Source organism: Rhodanobacter sp. FW106-PBR-R2A-2-24 (assembly GCF_058789615.1).
Map to the genome: position 1 here is coordinate 718,110 of NZ_JBYTBV010000002.1, position 16,933 is coordinate 735,042.

The 16,933-nt window shown below is 65.2% G+C and carries 13 protein-coding genes; 4 read left to right on the plus strand and 9 right to left on the minus strand.

The window, feature by feature from the left end; translation table 11 throughout:
- Positions 1–87 precede the first annotated feature (87 nt).
- The 3 genes from AC3WQA_RS04490 (at position 88) to AC3WQA_RS04500 (ending at position 5,173) form a co-directional block, all read left to right on the plus strand.
- Positions 88–2,232: a M13 family metallopeptidase gene (locus AC3WQA_RS04490; protein ID WP_492673889.1), complete on the plus strand. Its 2,145-nt coding sequence runs from the start codon at positions 88–90 to the stop codon at positions 2,230–2,232.
- Positions 2,233–2,421: 189 nt separating this feature from the next.
- Positions 2,422–3,579, plus strand: a complete 1,158-nt coding sequence (locus AC3WQA_RS04495; protein ID WP_492673890.1) for an isovaleryl-CoA dehydrogenase — start codon at positions 2,422–2,424, stop codon at positions 3,577–3,579.
- Positions 3,580–4,186: 607 nt separating this feature from the next.
- Entirely contained in the window at positions 4,187–5,173 is a 987-nt protein-coding gene (locus tag AC3WQA_RS04500) for an IS5 family transposase (protein ID WP_492673891.1), read from the plus strand.
- 128 nt (positions 5,174–5,301) lie between these two features.
- Here AC3WQA_RS04500 and AC3WQA_RS04505 read toward each other — a convergent pair whose 3' ends face one another.
- A complete protein-coding gene (locus tag AC3WQA_RS04505; protein WP_492673892.1) occupies positions 5,302–5,988 on the minus strand; it encodes a hypothetical protein in 687 nt (228 codons plus the stop codon).
- Positions 5,989–6,187: 199 nt separating this feature from the next.
- Between AC3WQA_RS04505 and AC3WQA_RS04510 the strand changes: the two genes are divergently transcribed.
- Positions 6,188–7,201 carry an IS30 family transposase gene (locus AC3WQA_RS04510; protein ID WP_492673427.1) on the plus strand — a complete coding sequence of 338 codons (1,014 nt, stop codon included), beginning with the start codon at positions 6,188–6,190 and terminating at the stop codon, positions 7,199–7,201.
- Here AC3WQA_RS04510 and AC3WQA_RS04515 read toward each other — a convergent pair.
- From AC3WQA_RS04515 to AC3WQA_RS04550, 8 genes are all read right to left on the minus strand, one after another.
- Positions 7,195–7,479: a hypothetical protein gene (locus AC3WQA_RS04515; protein WP_492673893.1), complete on the minus strand. Its 285-nt coding sequence runs from the start codon at positions 7,477–7,479 to the stop codon at positions 7,195–7,197. The genes AC3WQA_RS04510 and AC3WQA_RS04515 overlap by 7 nt on opposite strands.
- A gap of 56 nt (positions 7,480–7,535) precedes the next feature.
- Positions 7,536–7,757: a hypothetical protein gene (locus AC3WQA_RS04520; RefSeq protein WP_492673894.1), complete on the minus strand. Its 222-nt coding sequence runs from the start codon at positions 7,755–7,757 to the stop codon at positions 7,536–7,538.
- Between the two features lie 395 nt (positions 7,758–8,152).
- Complete coding sequence (locus AC3WQA_RS04525; RefSeq protein ID WP_492673895.1) at positions 8,153–8,869, minus strand: peptidylprolyl isomerase; 717 nt, start codon at positions 8,867–8,869, stop codon at positions 8,153–8,155.
- Entirely contained in the window at positions 8,866–9,573 is a 708-nt protein-coding gene (gene narI / locus AC3WQA_RS04530; RefSeq protein ID WP_492673896.1) for a respiratory nitrate reductase subunit gamma, read from the minus strand. The genes AC3WQA_RS04525 and narI overlap by 4 nt, the downstream gene beginning before the upstream one ends.
- A gap of 25 nt (positions 9,574–9,598) precedes the next feature.
- Positions 9,599–10,219 (minus strand): nitrate reductase molybdenum cofactor assembly chaperone, encoded by a 621-nt coding sequence (gene narJ / locus AC3WQA_RS04535; protein ID WP_492673897.1) that lies wholly within the window; start codon positions 10,217–10,219, stop codon positions 9,599–9,601.
- Complete coding sequence (gene narH / locus AC3WQA_RS04540; RefSeq protein WP_492673898.1) at positions 10,219–11,760, minus strand: nitrate reductase subunit beta; 1,542 nt, start codon at positions 11,758–11,760, stop codon at positions 10,219–10,221. Before narH ends, narJ begins: the two co-directional genes overlap by 1 nt.
- Positions 11,761–11,770: 10 nt before the next feature.
- Complete coding sequence (locus tag AC3WQA_RS04545; protein WP_492673899.1) at positions 11,771–15,535, minus strand: nitrate reductase subunit alpha; 3,765 nt, start codon at positions 15,533–15,535, stop codon at positions 11,771–11,773.
- A gap of 45 nt (positions 15,536–15,580) precedes the next feature.
- Positions 15,581–16,819 (minus strand): MFS transporter, encoded by a 1,239-nt coding sequence (locus tag AC3WQA_RS04550; RefSeq protein WP_492673900.1) that lies wholly within the window; start codon positions 16,817–16,819, stop codon positions 15,581–15,583.
- Between the last annotated feature and the right edge of the window lie 114 nt (positions 16,820–16,933).

The window sequence follows — 16,933 nt, forward strand, 5'->3', positions numbered from 1 at the left end:
AAGGTCGGCCAGGGCGACTCCGCCTGCCGGCCAAACACAGCAACGCCGCCACGGCGCCATTCGCACCCACCGAGAGAGAGGGAACCCATGACCAAGCAGTATCTGAAGCCCCTGGCGCTGACCGCCGCCGTGGCGCTGGCCCTGACCGGCTGCGGCAAGCAGGAACAAGCCGCCGCGCCGGCCGCCGCCCCCGCCAAGCCCGCCACCGTCGCCGCCCCGGCCAGCACCGCGGCGACCGCCGCGACCGCCGCGCCCAAGAGCGTGTTCGACATCGGCGAGCTGGGCCCGAGCAACGAGGCCTGCACCGACTTCAACAGCTTCGTCAACGCCAAGTGGGTGGCCGCCAACCCGATTCCGTCCGACCGCTCCCGCTGGGGCGCCTTCGACCAGCTCGCCGAGAAGAGCCTGGACGAGCAGCACCAGATCCTGGAGGCCGCCGCCAAGGGCGCCGCCAGCGCCAAGGCCGGCTCGACCGAACAGAAGATCGGCTGGCTGTATGCCGCCGGCATGGACCAGGCCACCATCGACAAGGCCGGCTTCGACCCGATCAAGCCCAAGCTGGCCAAGATCGACGCCATCAAGACCAACGCCGATATTCCCGCCTTCCTCGACGCCAGCTTCAACGACGGCGACGGCTACGTGTTCGCCTTCGGCTCCGGTGCCGACTTCAAGGACGCCAGCAAGCAGATCGGCTACGTGTTCGAGAGCGGCCTGGGCCTGCCCACCAAGGACTACTACCTCGATCCGCAGTACAAGGATCTGCGCGCCAAGTACGTGGCCTACATCGCCAAGACGCTGCAGCTGGCCGGCACGTCCGAGGCCGACGCCAAGCAGCAGGCCGACCAGGTGATGGCATTCGAGACTTCGCTGGCCAAGGCCTCGCTGGCACCCACCGAAATGCGCAACCTCGACAACCAGTACCACTTCGTCAGCGTCAAGGCAGCCGACAAGGTGAGCCCGCACTTCAGCTGGGAAAACTTCTTCAAGGCGCAGGGCGTGGACGTGGGCGCGGGCTTCTCGCTCTCCCAGCCCAAGTTCATCGCCGAGTTCGACAAGCTGCTCGCCAGCGCACCGGTGGCGCAGTGGCAGGCCTACCTGCGCTTCCACCTCGTCAACAGCGCCTCCCCCGCGCTGAGCACCGCCTTCCAGGACAACCAGTTCGACTTCTACGGCAAGACCCTGCGCGGCCAGCCCGAGCAGCGCCCGCTGTGGAAGCGCGTCACCGGCGCGGTGAACGAAGCCATGGGCATGGGCCTGGGCGAGCTGTACGTGGCCAAGTATTTCCCGCCCGAGTCCAAGCAGCGCGCCGAGGAACTGGTCACCAACGTGCGCGACGCGCTGAAGAACCGCATCGAGCACCTGGACTGGATGAGCGACACCACCAAGCAGAAGGCGCTGGAGAAGTGGGGTGACTTCCTGCCCAAGATCGGCTACCCGGACAAGAACGAGTGGCGCGACTGGAGTGGCCTGGATATCCAGCAGGGCCAGTGGTTCGCCAACCTCGAAGCCGCCGCCAAGTACAACTACCACTACGACCTCGGCAAGATCGGCAAGCCCACCGACCGCAACGAGTGGGGCATGACCCCGCAGACGGTCAACGCCTACTACGACCCGTCCACCAACACCATCAACTTCCCGGCTGCGATCCTGCAGGCGCCGTTCTTCTACGCCAACGGCGATGACGCCATCAACTACGGCGGCATCGGCGCGGTGATCGGCCACGAGGCCAGCCATGGCTTCGACGACCAGGGCAGCCAGTTCGACGGCAAGGGCAACCGCGCCGACTGGTGGACGCCGCAGGACAAGAAGCAGTTCAACGCGCGCACCAAGCTGCTGGTCGAGCAGTTCGACGGCTACACCCCGCTGAAGGATCAGCCCAAGCTGCACGTCAACGGCAAGCTGACCCTGGGCGAGAACATCGCCGACCTGGGCGGCCTCAACATCGCCTACGACGCGCTGCAGGACGCGCTGAAGAAGACCCCCGCCGAAGCCGACCAGAAGATCGACGGCTACACCCAGGATCAGCGTTTCTTCCTCAACTGGGCACGCGTGTGGCGCGGCAGCGTCCGCGAGAAGCAGGCCGCGTTGTCCCTCAACACCGACCCGCACTCGCCGGCGGCAATCCGCGCCGGTGCCGCGCCGTCGGACATGGGCACCTTCGCCGCCGCCTTCCAGTGCAAGCCGGGCGACGCGATGGTGCGTTCGGGCGACAAGCAGGTGAAGATCTGGTAATTCCCCACGGGCTGCGGCGGCATCCGTCGCAGCCCAAGGTCTTCTCGACGCCGCGCACAAGCGCGGCGTTTTTTTGTGCCCACGCCGTGCAGCAGCAGGTTCGCGCCGGCGCTGGTGCGTCGCGTCAGGGCCGCTCCCGCCGGCTGCGTTACCATTCGACGGCTGAATCCCCACGACCAGGAGCCCGTGATGCGTCCCTTCCCGCTTGGCGAAGACATCGACCTGCTGCGCGACACCGTGCATGCCTTTGCCGAGAAGGAGATCGCGCCGCGCGCCACCCAGATCGACCACGACAACCTGTTCCCGGCCGACCTGTGGCGCAAGTTCGGCGAGCTGGGCCTGCTCGGCATGACCATCCCCGCCGAATACGGCGGCACCGGCATGGGCTTCCTCGCGCACATGGTGGCGATGGAGGAAATCTCGCGCGCCTCCGGCTCGGTGGGCCTGTCCTACGGCGCGCACTCCAACCTGTGCGTCAACAACATCTTCCACAACGGCAACGAGGCGCAGCGGCGCAAGTACATCCCCAAACTGTGCACGGGCGAGTCCGTGGGCGCGCTGGCGATGAGCGAGCCCGGCGCCGGCTCCGACGTGGTCGGCTCGATGAGCTGCAAGGCCGAGCTGAAGGGCGGTGTGTGGGTTGCCAACGGCACCAAGATGTGGATCACCAACGGCCCCGACGCCGACGTGCTGCTGGTCTACATGCGCACCGCGCCGCGCGCCGCCGGCAGCCGCTGCATGACCGCCTTCATCGTCGAGAAGGGCATGCCGGGCTTCACCACCGCGCAGAAGCTGGACAAGCTCGGCATGCGCGGCTCCAACACCTGCGAGCTGGTGTTCGAGAACTGCGAAATCCCCGCCGAAAACATCGTGGGCGAAGTGAACGAAGGCGTGCGCGTGCTGATGAGCGGCCTGGACACCGAGCGCCTGGTGCTGTCCGGCGGCCCGATCGGCCTGATGCAGGCGGCGATGGACCTCACCCTGCCCTACGTGCGCGAGCGCAAGCAGTTCAACGCACCGATCGGCACCTTCGAGATCATGCAGGCCAAGGTGGCCGACATGTACACCGCGCTGCAGTCTTCGCGCGGCTTCGCCTACATGGTCGCGCAGCAATTCGACAGCGGGGTGAAGTCGCGCATCGACCCGGCCGCCTGCCTGCTCAACGCCTCGGTCAACGCGGTGAAGGTGGCGCTGGAGGCGATCCAGTCGCTGGGCGGCAACGGCTACATCAACGAGTTCCCAGCCGGCCGCCTGCTGCGCGACGCCAAGCTCTACGAGATCGGCGCCGGCACCAACGAGATCCGTCGCATGCTGATCGGCCGCGAGCTGTTCCACGGCAAGGCATGACCCGACGGCGCTGAGCAAAGGCATCGGCGCCGGCACACCACGCCGTATTCCGCCGCCTGCCGATCGGCCGCGAGCTGTTCCACGGCAAGGCGTGACCCGACGGCGCCGGGCAAAGGCATCGGCGCCGGTACGCCGACGACACCGCTGAATGAATGAGGTCTCCGGGCGCGGTTTATACCCTGGTCTGCACCAGCCCCACCGGTGCAACAAGACCGTCTACGGAAATGCCGCCTGACACACGTTGTCCGCCGTCATGCACTGGCCGCAGCACGTTTCACGTCGCATCCGAAATCCCATCACTGGCAGCGGCCCGAAAGCCCAGGGCAAAAGCTTCATACGCACGGGTTGACGGGGAAGTCTCCTACGGAATTGTTATATCCCTGACTTAAGTTGCGGATCCATAGATGACTCTTTCCGCGAAGAAGCGTACTAGCGGAATGAATTCAGCAATCAGATCCTCGGTGTCAGACAATGGGATATGGCAGTCTTCTCGCTTATAACGGTCGCTTGAGTGAACAATTGCATTGCGAATGTGTTTGAGCGTCTTAGGGAAACTCCGATTTTGCCCCGCTGTCGAAGTGAAGCCGCCACCCACCGAGCGTAACCGATGCCTCAGCAGCTGACCTTGGCCACGCAGTCCGATGCGGGTTTCGAAGCCCACCGCAAGACGACTCGCCGCGACGTGTTCCTGGCCGAGATGGACAAGGTGGTGCCGTGGACCGAGCTGTGCGCGGTGATCGAGCCGTTCTACCCCAAGCCGCGTGCCGACGGCGGTGGCCGCCCGAGCGTGGGCCTGGAAAGAATGTTGCGCATCCACTTTCTGCAGCAGTGGTACGCGCTGTCCGACCCGGCGGTGGAGGAGGCGCTGTACGACTCGGCGGCGATGCGCCGGTTTGTGGGCATTGACCTGGGCCGCGAATCGGCGCCGGACGAGACGACGGTGTGCAAGTTCCGCCACCTGTTGGAGCGGCACGGGCTGGCCGACCAACTGTTTGCGACCGTGGGCAAGCACCTGAAACGGCATGGCTTCAAGCTGTCGCAAGGCACGATCGTGGACGCCACGATCATCGCGGCCGCGCCATCGACGAAGAACAAGGTCAAGGCGCGCGACCCGGAGATGCACCAAACCAAGAAGGGCAATCAGTGGTTCTTCGGCATGAAGGCGCACATCGGCGTCGATGCTGAAAGCGGCCTGGTGCACACGGTAAAGGGAACGGCGGCGAACGTGGCTGACGTGACCGAGGTGCCGAACCTGCTGCACGGCAAGGAGCGGCATGTGTTCGGCGATGCGGGCTACACCGGCGCCGAGAAGCGGGCTGTGAAGCGCGGGCGCACGTTCTGGATCGCGGCCAAGCGCAGCGTGGTGAAGGCCATCGACGATACCAAGCTGCGCGAAATTACCGAGCAGCTGGAACACGCGAAGGCCTCGATCCGTGCCGCGGTGGAACACCCGTTCCGGGTCATCAAGCGCCAGTTCGGCTATGTGAAGGTGCGCTACAAGGGCCTGGTCAAGAACACCGCCCAGGTCAAGACGCTGCTCGCGCTGGGCAACCTGTGGATGGCACGCAAGCATCTGCTGGCTTCCGTGGGGTAGGTGCGCCCGGAGAGCGCACCACAGCGGCCAAGGGAGGCAGCCGCGAGTGAAAAACCACATGCGAACCGGCGCAGGGGCGTGCACTCGACCATCGCCACGCTGCGCGCGCCACGAAAAATCCGGCGTCGTCACTGACAGTGGTTAATCAGACGATCCTTAGCTGAGTTGGCGAGAGCGTGATCTTTGATCGGACTGATCTGGATTTCTTCACCGAACACGCGACGCCTTTTAGAGTAGATCTTTTCCCCGATTTTAGTCTCAATTTCATTGATGAAATCGACCAAATCCTGCTCTTGAACGTACGTATCCAAAACGCTACGGAGCATCTCGGTTTCATCGTTCCTCGAGTCTTGGCCGCGAACAAGAGAGATGACCTTATCTAGTGAGTTCCTATCCGTTCTAAGAGTTGGGGAATTCAAGATAGAAGAAAGACGGTGATGCAGCTTTGTCTCCGCTACTTTGAGGAAGAAGAACTCGAGTACATGGTAATAGGCAAGAAAACTTTGGCTTGAAAATGGCGAAGCCTTAGCTACCTTATAAAAGCTGACTACGTCCTCTTCATAACGCGCGCGTGGAATGACATTGTCACCATTCGATGCATCGCCGTGGATTGACTTAACTCGTCGGTTCCTGGGTTTCCAGACGGCGTAACAATCGTGCTGTTCAGCTGCAATTTTGAAGAGACTACTGCGGATGGCATGAAGTGCCATCTCTCTAAATTGAGGCGGGGTCTTGCGGCCTTTGTGGGTGTAGGTGGCTGTGATTGGAGCCCACAGAATCGAATCTGGCCTACGTGTCGCCAGAGTTGATTCCATGATGCGTTTCCTTGTTCTAGCGTCGAAATACTTCGCGTATTCAACTGAATCAAGAAACGCTAGCGAGAACGCTGATGAACAAGATCCGACTTTAACAGTGTTCCCGCGACTGTCTGAAAGTACGTGTTGCTCATTTTGAAATGAGGCCGTCTCAAACTCCACGTGCAACACCTTGCCGATTCTGACATAGGCTGTTGCGATGAGAACGTACAACGAACTGACCCTGGAAGAGCGAGTGGAGATTCAGCGCCGCTTGGAGGCGGGTGACAGCCTGCGTGCCATTGGCCGCTCGCTGGGACGTGCGACGAGCACGATCAGTCGCGAGCGCCGCCGGGCACGTGTCGACCCGGCGAACTACAAGGCGCAGGCGGCGCATCAGCGTAGTCGGGAATGCCGGAGCAAACCGCGCGTGACGCGAAAACTGGACGACCCTGCGCTGTGGGAAACCGTGCAGGCGCTGTTGCGGGCACGCTGGTCGCCGGAGCAGATCGCCGGGATACTGGCGAGGGCCTTTCCTGACGCGGCGAGCTATCGGGTGTCTCACGAAACGATCTACACCGCGGTGTACCTGGTGCCGCGCGGCGAACTGCGCAAGGAGTTGATCGACTGCCTGCGCCAAGGCCGCAGCACGCGCAAGCCACGCACGCGCGGGATGGATCGACGCGGCCAGATACCGAACATGCAGAGCATCCACGTACGTCCACCGGAAGTGGCGGATCGCTTGATTCCCGGACACTGGGAGGGCGACCTGATCAAGGGCGCCGGCAACCGTTCGTCCGTGGGGACACTGGTCGAACGCACCAGCGGCTTCGTGGTGCTGGCCAAGATGAGCAGCGCCAGCGCAGCCGACGTACTGGAGAGTTTTGGCAAGGCGCTGAAGAGCATCCCTGAAGCCTTGCGCAAGACGCTGACATACGACCAGGGTAAGGAGATGAGCTACCACGACGCCCTGACCTTGCGTACCGGCGTGCAGGTGTACTTCGCCGACCCGCACAGCCCCTGGCAGCGCGGCAGCAACGAGAACACCAATGGCCTGCTTCGACAGTACCTGCCCAAGGGCACCGACCTGTCGGTCTACAGCCAGGACGAGCTCAACCAGATCGCCCTCAGCCTCAACACCCGACCGCGAAAGCGTCATCAATTCCGTACCCCGCTGGAGGTCTACAACGACCACCTGAGGCTCGCCGAAGCAAGCGCCGGAACAATTCATTGATCATGTTGCACGTGGACCTTGAAACCGCCTGACATTAATGGAGAGAGGCGTGTTACAAGGACTTCAAACGAATTGTTATGAATAAGCTCGCGTGGCTCCAAGTCGAAGCTAATGCTCTTGGCCTTTTTGTAAGAGGCAAAGGCGGCATCCAAGTCCGCATCACTCTTAATCGTTAGTGTGCGCAGCCCCGGTCTTTCGATCGTAATTTTCTCACCGTCAAGAGTGCTGGTGATCCCAAGCGATGTGAGCTTTGCTTGTAGGTGTGCGATAAAGGTCATAAGAGACATAACGCTGGAGTTAAACGGCGGCGAATCCGTCCGCCTTGAACAAGATGTTAGACGCCATGCGCGCCAAAGTTATTGTAAAGGCCTATGGCGAGAAGCATGACGAGCAGAGCAATGGCGCCAATCGTCTCGAGATCGAACTTGGAACGGAAGAAGCGCCCTCGAAGGCGCTTGGAAAGCATTAGCGGCAGCACAACGACAAGACCTGCTGCGAGGCAGATCAGTCCGAGCCAAAAGCTAAACTTCGTCCAATCCCAGATCACGTGCAGCATGTTTGTGGCGCCTAACTAGATTTAGCCCCCGCATCCGGGGTGTTGCACCGGATGGTGGCGCCGTGGCGGACGTGGCGTCAAGCAAACTTCCTACGTACAAACCAAACAGTCTCCTGCGCCCTATCGGCGGTCGGCGGTCGGCGGTCGGCGGTCGGCGGTGCGACTCACGCTTGCCGTGCAACTCTCCGCAAGCGAGGGCGTAATGGGTTACGCGGGCGAAAACAGGGGTGTAACAGCTGACGGGGGGACGCTGTGGCGACGCCTTGGGCGAGGCTCAGCCAGTCCACGTCGGCGGGCGTGATGCAGGCATTGTCCAGCGCAGCAACGCCCACGCAGTACCGCGTGGGTATTGATACCGGCACCCATCGAGCCCGCTATGGTGAAGGCGGGCCGGCCTACTGCACCAGCGGCGAGCCGACCGCATCCAGCTCCACGCCGGCCAGCTCGGACTGGCCGGCGAGCACGCGTACGTACTGGCCCAGCGCCTGCTGCTCGGCGGCGTTGCGCAGCTCGCGCGCCACGCGCTCGGCGACCGCCTCGAAGGGCAGTTGCTCGCCGGGAATGCGCTGATCCACCGCCACGATGTGGAAGCCGTAGCGGGTGTTCACCAGGCGCGGCAGCACGCCCAGGTCGACGCCTTCGAACAGCGCCTTGTCGAACTCGGGCACGGTGGCGCCGCGCGCGAGCTGGCCCAGTTGGCCGCCCTGCGCGCCGGAGGGGCAGTTGGATTTGTCGCGGGCGCGCGCCTCGAACAGCTCCGGCTGCGCGCGCAATTCCTTCAGCATGGCCTCGGCCACCGCGCGTATCGTCGGCACTGGCGTAGCCGGGGTGACCTGGAACAGGATGTGCCGCGCGTGCACCAGCTCGCCGCTGCGGTAGCGCTCCGGATGGGCGTCGTAGTAGCGGCGGCATTCCTCGGGCGTGGGCTCGGGCACGCTGACCTCGCGCGCCAGCAGTTGCTCGATGGCCGCCTGCATGGCGTCGCCATCGGCGTCCTCGGCCAGCAGATCCAGCGCCTGCGCCCGCTGGCGCAGCAGCTCGTGCACCGCGGCCAGCTCATCGCTGGGCCAGTCGGCGGTATCCACCGCCACGCCGTTGACTTGCACGCTCACGAATGCACCTCGCGCTTGCGCGAGCGCACCAGCTGGTAGGGCCGGAACAGGTAGGCGAGGCTGCCCACACCACTCCAGATGTGCACCATGCGGGTGAAGGGCGACACCAGGAAGATGGTGAAGCCCAGCAGGATGTGCAGCTGGTACACCCACGGCACGCCTTGCAGCAGGGCCGCGCTGCCGCCCTGGAAGTAGACGATGCTCTGCACGTAGTGGCTGAGCTGCTGGAACATCACGCCATCCATGTGCTGCGCCGAGATCGGCACGGTGGAAATGCCCAGCAGCAGCTGGAACCACAGCATGACGACGATGGTGATGTCCCATTTGCGGCTGTTGCGGCGCACGCGCGCGTCGCCCAGCCGGCGACGGATCAGCAGGCTGAGGCCGATGATGGCGACCACGCCGGCCGGGCCGCCGGCGGCCATGGCAAGCAGTTCGTGCTGGGCCGGGTCGAGCAGCCAGTCGATGGCCCAGCCCGGGGTGAGGAAGCCGGCGAAGTGGCCCAGCACCACCACCAGGATGCCGTAGTGGAACAGGTTGGACCCCCAGCGCAGGCTCTTGGCACGCAGCACCTGCGAGGAGTCGCTCTTCCACGAGTACGGCTCGCGGTCGTAGCGCACCAGGCTGCCCAACAGCAGCACCGCAAGGCAGATATAGGGGTAGATGCCGAACAGGAACTGGTTCCAGGCGGGTGTAAGCGTCATGGCAGGTACTCCGGCACGGGGGCGGTCATCGGGGTGCGGTGGCGGTGGGGGCTTCGAAGGCCGGGCGTTCTTCCCAGCTCTTGTCCAGGTCTTCGGGCGGCGGCACCGGGGCGAGTGGATCCAGGCCTTCCTCGCCGGCCAGGTCGAGCAAGGCGGCGGGCACGGCGGCGTAGCGGCTGCCGCGCTTGGCCAGCGCATTGCCCAGCTTGCGCAGCACCAGGGCGCACTCGCCGAGCAGCGCCGGCGTTTCGGCGGGCTCGCAGCAGCTCAGGTATTCCAGCAGCACCGGCAGGTGATCGGGCAGCTCGTGGTTGCTCTGTTCCAGGCCGACCTTGGCGTAGCGCTCGCGCAGCTCCAGCATCGCCGAGCCGCGTTCGCGGCCGTCGCCGTGCACGTGCTCGAACAGGTTGAGCGAGGTGGTTCGACCGCGGTCGAACAGCTCCACGTAGCGTGCTTCGACGTCGAGCAACTCGCCCTGCCCCAGTTCATCGACCAGGGCCAGGAGCTGCGCGCGGCGTTCGCCGTCCACGCCCCTGGCGTGTTGCAGGGCGGCGCCGATCTCGGGCAGCGCCGCGCGCTGCTCCTCGTCGGGGTAGGCAAGCAGGGCCGCCAGCGCGCGCAGGGTGAGGGAGTGTTCGGTAGCCATCAGTTGTCGCCGTCGATCATGCGGATGGGAATGACCTTGCGCCGGCCCATCTTGCCGCCGAACAGGCCGGCCTTGGCGTCGATGCCGTCGCAGCCGTTGCCGAAGGTGAAGCCGCAGCCGCCGCGGATCTGGTAGGCGTTGTCGGCCTCCTCGCGGTGCGCGGTGGGGATCACGAAGCGGTCTTCATAGTTGGCGATGGCGAGGTAGCGGTGCATGGCCTCGGCGGTGGCGGGGGTGAGGCCCACCGAATCGAGCATGGCCTTGTCCTGCGGCATGCCAAGCTGCTTGGCGCGGAACCACGCGCGCATCGCCAGCAGGCGCTTGAGCGCGCCGGTGACCGGCGCCTCGTTGCCGCCGGTGAGCAGGTTGGCGAGGTAGCGCACCGGGATGCGCAGCGAGTCCACGTCGGGCAGGCCGTGCTCGGTGGCACCGACCTGGCCGGAGTTGGCATGCGACTGGATCGGCGACAGCGGCGGCACGTACCAGACCATGGGCAGGGTGCGGTACTCGGGATGCAGCGGGAAGGCGATCTTCCACTCCACCGCCATCTTGTAGGTGGGCGAGTGCTTGGCCGATTCCAGCCACGCCGCCGGGATGCCATCGGCCAGCGCCTGGCGCTGCACTTCCGGATCATTCGGGTCGAGGAAGACGTCGAGCTGGGCCTGGTAGAGATCCTGCGGGTTCGGCGTGGCGGCGGCCTCGCTGATGCGGTCGGCGTCGTACAGGATCACGCCGAGGTAGCGGATGCGGCCCACGCAGGTTTCCGAGCATACGGTGGGCAGGCCGGCCTCGATGCGCGGGTAGCAGAAGGTGCACTTTTCCGCCTTGCCGCTCACCCAGTTGTAGTAGATCTTCTTGTACGGGCAGCCAGAGACGCACATGCGCCAGCCGCGGCACTTGTCCTGGTCGATCAGGACGATGCCGTCCTCCTCGCGTTTGTAGATCGAGCCGGACGGGCACGAGGCCACGCAGGTGGGGTTGAGGCAGTGCTCGCACAGGCGCGGCAGGTACATCATGAAGGTGTTTTCAAACTGGCCGTAGATGTCCTTCTGCACGGCCTCGAAGTTGTAGTCGGCGCTGCGCTTGGCGAATTCGCCGCCGAGGATTTCCTCCCAGTTCGGGCCCCACTCCACCTTCTCCATGGTGCGGCCGGTGATCAGCGAGATCGGCCGCGCCACCGGCGCGGTGGGCAGCTCCGGCGCAGTCTGCAGGTTCTCGTAGTCGAAGGTGAAAGGCTCGTAGTAGTCGTCGATCTGCGGCATCGCCGGGTTGGCGAACAGCTTGGCCAGCACGGCGAAACGGCCGCCCTGCTTGGGCACCAGTTTGCCGTTGGGCTTGCGCACCCAGCCGCCCTTCCAGCGTTCCTGGTTCTCCCAGTCCTTGGGATAGCCGATGCCGGGCTTGGTTTCGACGTTGTTGAACCACGCGTACTCCATGCCCTTGCGCGAGGTCCAGACGTTCTTGCAGGTGACCGAACAGGTGTGGCAGCCGATGCACTTGTCCAGGTTCAGCACCATCGCGATCTGTGCGCGAACTTTCATCGTCGATTCCTCAGGCCAGCTTGGTGTTGAGTTCGTCTTCGCGCGCCTGGTGCTGCACGCGATCCATCCAGTCCACCTTGGCCATCTTGCGCACGATCACGAACTCGTCGCGGTTGGCGCCCACGGTGCCGTAGTAGTTGAAGCCCCAGGACAGCTGCGCGTAGCCACCCACCATGTGGGTGGGCTTGAGCACGGTGCGGGTGACCGAGTTGTGGATGCCGCCGCGCATGCCGGTGACCTCCGACCCTGGCACGTTCACGATCTTCTCCTGCGCGTGGTACATCAGGCACATGCCCGAGTTGACGCGCTGGCTGACCACCGCGCGCGCGGTGAGCGCGCCGTTGGCGTTGTAGACCTCGATCCAGTCGTTGTCGACGATGCCCACCGATTTCGCGTCGGTTTCCGAAATCCACACGATGGGCCCGCCACGCGAGAGCGTGAGCATCAGCAGGTTGTCGGTGTAGGTGCTGTGGATGCCCCATTTCTGGTGCGGGGTGATGAAGTTCAGCACCATCTCGGGGTGGCCGTTGCCCTTCTTGCCGGCCACCGGCGTCACCGTACGGGTGTCGATCGGTGGACGGTACAGCGCCAGCGCCTCGCCGTAGTCGCGCATCCAGTCGTGATCCTGGTAGAACTGCTGGCGGCCGGAGATGGTGCGCCAGGGGATCAGCTCGTTGACGTTGGTCCAGCCGGCGTTGTAGCTGACGTGCTCGCTCTCGATGCCGCTCCAGGTGGGCGAGGAGATGATCTTGCGCGGCTGCGCCTGGATGTCGCGGAAGCGGATCTTCTCGTCCTCGCGCGGCCTGGCCAGGTGGGTGTGGTCGCGGCCAGTGATCTTCGACAGCGCCGCCCACGCCTTCACCGCCACCTCGCCGTTGGTTTCGGGCGCGAGGTAGAGCACGGTCTCGGCCGCATCGATGTCGCTCATGATGCGTGGGCGCCCCTTGGCCGGGCCGTCCTCCACCGTGTAGTTGAGCGCGGCCAAGCCGGCCACCTCGTGCTCGGTGTTCCAGCCGATGCCCTTGCCGCCGTTGCCGAGCTTGTCCAGCAAGGGGCCGAGCGCGGTGTAGCGCGCGTAGGTCGCCGGGTAGTCGCGTTCCACCTGCGCGATGTTGGAGGCGGAGACGCCGGGCACCAGCTCGCACTCGCCCTTCTTCCAGTCCTGCGCGCCGAAGGGCTGGGCCAGCTCGGCCGGGGTGTCGTGCATGATGGGCGTGAGCACCACGTCCTGTTCCACGCCGAGCTTGCCCACCGACAACTCGGAGAAGCGCTTGGCCACGGCCTTGAAGATCTCCCAGTCGCTCTTCGACTCAAACACCGGGTCCACCGCCGCCGACAGCGGGTGGATGAAGGGGTGCATGTCGGAGGTGTTGAGGTCGTTCTTCTCGTACCAGGAGGCGGTGGGCAGCACCACGTCCGAATACAGGCAGGAAGTGGACATGCGGAAGTCCAGCGTCACCACCAGGTCGAGCTTGCCCTCGGGTGCGGGTTCGCGCCACACCACTTCCTCCGGCTTGGCGGCGCCTTCCTCGCCCAGGTCCTTGCCCTGGATGCCGCAGCGGGTGCCGAGGAAGTGCTTGAGGAAATACTCGTGGCCCTTGCCGGAGGAGCCGAACAGGTTGGAGCGCCAGATGAACAGGTTGCGCGGGAAGTTGACCGGGTTGTCCGGATCCTCGCTGGCCATCTGCAGCGAGCCGTCCTTGAGCGACTGCACCACGTAGTCCTGCGCGCTCAGGCCGGCGGCGGCGGCATCACGCGCCACCTGCAGCGGGTTGCGGTTGAGCTGCGGCGCGGACGGCGTCCAGCCCATGCGCTGGGCGCGCACGTTGCAGTCGATCAGGCTGCGGCCGTGACGCTTGGGGTCGGCCAGCGGCGAGAGCAGCTCGCCCACCTCCACCTTCTCGTAGCGCCACTGGTCGGAGTGCACGTAGAAGAACGTGGTGCCGGCCATCTGCCGCGGCGGGCGCACCCAGTCCAGCGCGAAGGCCAGCGCCGTCCAACCGGTCTGCGGGCGCAGTTTTTCCTGGCCCACGTAGTGCGACCAGCCACCGCCGGAGACGCCCACGGTGCCGCACAGCATCAGGAAATTGATGATGCTGCGGTAGTTCATGTCCTGGTGGTACCAGTGGTTCATGCCGGCACCGATGATGACCATGGAGCGGCCCTTGGTCTTCTCCGCGTTGTCGGCAAAACCGCGCGCCACCGAGATCGCATGCTTGGCCGGCACGCCGGTGATGGACTCCTGCCAGGCCGGGGTGTAGGCGATGTCGTCCTCGTAGCTCGTCGCCACCTCGCCGCCCAGGCCACGATCCAGGCCGTAGTGCGCGCACAGCAGGTCGAAGGCGGTGGCCACCATCACCTCGCCATCCCTGGTGGCCAGCTTGCGCGTGGGCACGTGGCGCAGCAGCACGTCGCCACCCTGCTGCACGTTGTGCGGGAAGTTGGGATGCTCGGTGCCGCCGAAGTACGGGAAGGCCACCGCGCAGACCTCGTCGCGGCGGTCGAGCTGGGTCAGCGCCAGCGTGATCTCGCGGCCGTCGGGGGTCTTCTGTTCCAGGTTCCACTTGCCGTGGTCGGGGCTGTCCGCCTTGCCCGGCCAGCGGAAACCGATGGAACCCTGCGGCACCACTGGCGCGCCGTCGACGTCGAAGCCCACGGTTTTCCACTCGGCATGGTCGGGGCTGCCCAGTGCGCCGTCGAAATCGCTGGCGCGCAGGTAGCGGTCGGGCACCCAGCGCGCACCGTCCTTGCGCAGGGTGACCAGCAGCGGCAGGTCGGTGTACTTGCGGCAGTAGTCCTGGAAGTACTCGGCCTGGCGGTCGAGGAAGAACTCCTTGAGGATCACGTGGCCCATCGCCATGGCGAGCGCGGCATCGGTGCCCTGCTTGGGATGCAGCCACAGGTCGGAGAGTTTGGCGACCTCGGAATAGTCCGGCGTCACCGCCACCACCTGGGTGCCGTTGTAGCGCGCCTCGACGAAGAAGTGCGCGTCGGGCGTGCGCGTCTGCGGCACGTTCGAGCCCCAGGCGATCAGGTAGCCGGAGTTGTACCAGTCGGCCGACTCGGGCACGTCGGTCTGCTCACCCCAGGTCTGCGGGCTGGAGGGCGGCAGGTCGCAGTACCAGTCGTAGAACGACAGCAAGGTGCCGCCGATCAGGCTGAGGTAGCGCGCACCGGAGGCGTAGGACACCATCGACATCGCCGGGATCGGCGAGAAGCCGGTGACGCGGTCCGGGCCGTGCACCTTCACCGTGTGCACGTTGGCCGCGGCCACCATGTCCAGCGCCTCGTCCCACTTCACGCGCACGAAGCCACCGAGGCCGCGGCTGGCCTTGTAGTCCTTCATGCCCGGCTCGGCCATCAGCGCCGCCCAGGCCTCCACCGGCGCCATCGTCTCGCGCAGCTTGCGCCAGTGCTTGAGCAGGCGGCCGCGGATCATTGGGTACTTCAGCCGGTTCGCGCTGTACAGGTACCAGGAATACGACGCGCCGCGCGAGCAGCCGCGCGGCTCGTGGTTGGGCATGCCCGGGCGTGTGCGCGGGTAGTCGGTCTGCTGCGTCTCCCAGGTCACCACGCCCTGCTTGACGTGGATCTTCCAGCTGCACGAGCCGGTGCAGTTCACGCCATGGGTGGAGCGCACCACCTTGTCGTGCGACCAGCGGTTGCGGTAGCCGTCTTCCCACTGCCGTGCTTCGGTGCGCACCTCGCCCCAGCCCTCCGAAAACGGCTGCCGGGGGCGTTGGAAATAACGGAGACGTTCCAGAAAGTGGCCCATGGTGTAACTCCCGGGTGGGTGGCTTGGTGGGAAGGCGACAGCAGGTCAGCGCGCGGCCTCGACGCCGTGGAAATCCACGCGGCGCGCCTCGGTGAAATAAATCAGGATCAGCGATACCCAGACGATACCGTACAGCAGCATGAAGGCGCTGGAGCGGATGCCGAGCACATCGAGCAGCGCGCCCCACAGGATCGGCAACAGGAAACCGCCTATGCCGCCAGCGAGGCCGACAATGCCGGTGACCACGCCGAGGTTGTCGGGAAAATCGTCGCCCAGGTATTTGAAGGTGGAGGCCATGCCGAAGGCCAGCGCCACGCCCAGCACGAACAACAGCGGCACGAAGAACCACAGCGACAGGCCGATGTCGAAGGCCGCCGGACCACGGATGGTGTGCACCGTCAGCTGGGTCTGCGGGTAGGAGAGCAGAAACAGCGCGATCCACGCCACCCACAGCACCCACCACGTGGTGGCATGCGCGCCGAACTTGTCCGACAGGGCGCCGCCCAGCGCGCGCAGGACGCCGGCCGGCAGCGAGAAGCTCGCGGCCAGCGCCGCCGCCGCGCCGATCGCCACCCCGTATTCACCGATGAAATACTGCGGCATCCACAACGACAGCGCGGTGAAGCCGCCGAAGGTCAGCGAGTAGTACTGGCAATACTTCCACACCCGCGGATCACGCAGCACGCGCAGCTGCGCGCCCAGCCCCGCGGGTGCCTTGCCGCCCGCGCCCACGACCGGATCGGGCGCGGACAGCAGCCAGAACAGTCCCGCCGTGGCCAGCAGCGCCACCGCATAGATCGGCGGCACCGCGCGCCAGCCCCAGTGCGCCACCAGCGCCGGCGTCACGAACAGGTTGAGCGCCGCGCCCGAGGTGCCGGCGCCGAACACACCCATGGCGAAGCCGCGCCGCGAGGCGGGAAAGAAGCGCGCCACGTACGGCGTGCCCACCGCAAAGGACGCGCCCACGGCACCCAGGGCAAAACCGATGGCGAGGAACTGCCACAGCTCGCGCGCATAACCCACCAGCCACACCGGCAGCGCGCAGGCCAACAGCAGCACCGTCATCACCAGGCGCCCGCCGTAGCGGTCGGTCCAGATACCCAGCGGCAGCCGCAGCGCGGCACCGGAGAGCACCGGCGTGGCGGTGAGCAGGCCGAACTCGGTGGCGTTCAGACCCAGTTCCTTGCGTATCGGTATGCCCAATACACCGAACATCATCCATACGGCGAAGCACACCACGAAGGCGAACGTACTGGCGAACAATACTCGGTAGGCGACACGCATCGTGCTCGTCTCCACTGGCTCGTCGATAGGGCTGAAGCAGCTTGGCGCATCCTACTTGGCCCATGGCGCCGACCATTTGTCCATCGTCAAACGCCGTGGACACTCTGTCGCACC